The organism is Curtobacterium sp. MCSS17_008, from assembly GCF_003234185.1.
Lineage (GTDB): Bacteria > Actinomycetota > Actinomycetes > Actinomycetales > Microbacteriaceae > Curtobacterium.
In genome coordinates this window covers 1-1230 of sequence record NZ_QKSM01000033.1, presented here as the reverse complement: position 1 = coordinate 1230, position 1230 = coordinate 1, and the positions used below count along the sequence as shown (strand labels likewise).

Below are 1230 nucleotides of genomic sequence, written 5' to 3'. Positions count from 1 at the left end.
GGGACTGCTGCAGGTTCGGTTGACTCCTGACAGGTAGGAGCGTTGGCTCCTGCTGGAAGGATGTGCGCCATGGTGAAGGCGTATCCGGAAGAGTTCCGCCGTGATGTGATTGCGGTCGCCCGGAAGGGTGAGTCGTCGGTGCGGCAGGTCGCGAGGGACTTCGGTGTCTCCGAGTCCTGCCTGGCCCGCTGGTTGCGGCTCGCGGACCGTGACGACGGCATCAGTGTTGCAGCGGCGCCGTCGGCGAAAGCCGTTGAGCAGGCGGAGCTGCGGGACGCGCAGAAACGGATTCGGCTCCTCGAGCAGGAGAACGAGATCCTCCGTCGGGCGACCGCCTATCTGTCGCAGGCGCATCTCCCAAAATGATGTACCCGCTGGTCCTCGAACTCGCCGCCGACCGGATCCCGGTCGCGGTGGCCTGCCGGGTGCTGGGCTTCTCGAAGCAGGCGTTCTATCGGTGGCGTGCCAGTCCGGTAACCGATCGCGACTGGGCGGACGCGCACCTCACCAACGCCGCGATCGACGCGCACCGCGACGACCCGACGTTCGGGTATCGGTTCATCGCCGACGACCTCCACGCGGCCGGCCTCCGGGTTTCGGAACGGCGGGTGTGGCGGCTGTGCTCACAGCAGCGGCTCTGGTCGTTGCATGCGAAGAAGCGCGGCCTGAATCGCAAGGCCGGGCCGCCGGTGCACGACGACCGGGTCCGACGAGCATTCACGGCGCCAGACCTGGACCGGCTGTGGCTGACAGACATCACCGAACACCCGACCGGTGAGGGCAAGCTCTACCTCTGCGCGGTCAAGGACGCCTGCTCGCGGCGCATCGTCGGCTACTCGATCAGTGACCGGATGCGGTCCTCGCTCGCTGTCGCGGCCCTGCATATGGCGGTGGACCGCCGGAACCCGGCCGGGACTGTTGTGCACTCGGACCGGGGCAGCCAGTTCCGGTCGAAGAAGTTCGTCCGCGCGCTCAGTGACGCCGGGCTCCTCGGGTCGATGGGCCGCGTCGGCGCGTGCGCGGACAACGCGGCGATGGAATCGTTCTTCGCGCTCCTGCAGAAGAACGTCTTGAACCGGAAACGTTGGGCAACCCGGGAAGAGCTCAGGCTCGCGATCATCACCTGGATCGAGGCGACCTATCACCGGAAACGACGGCAACGCGGTCTGGGGAAGTTGACCCCGGTCGAGTACGAGACGATCATCAACCCACAGGTCGCACTCGCGGCCT

At 66.9% G+C, this 1230-nt stretch carries 1 protein-coding gene; it reads left to right on the top strand.

Translation table 11 applies throughout. The annotated features are described in order from the left end of the window. Nucleotides 1-69: 69 nt before the first annotated feature. Nucleotides 70-1230 (top strand): IS3 family transposase gene (locus tag DEJ23_RS15290; protein WP_111241086.1). Its coding sequence is split into 2 segments (ribosomal slippage), with 1162 coding nucleotides annotated over them: nucleotides 70-349 and nucleotides 349-1230; the frame shifts between segments, so codons are not numbered across the junction. This gene is flagged as partial in the annotation.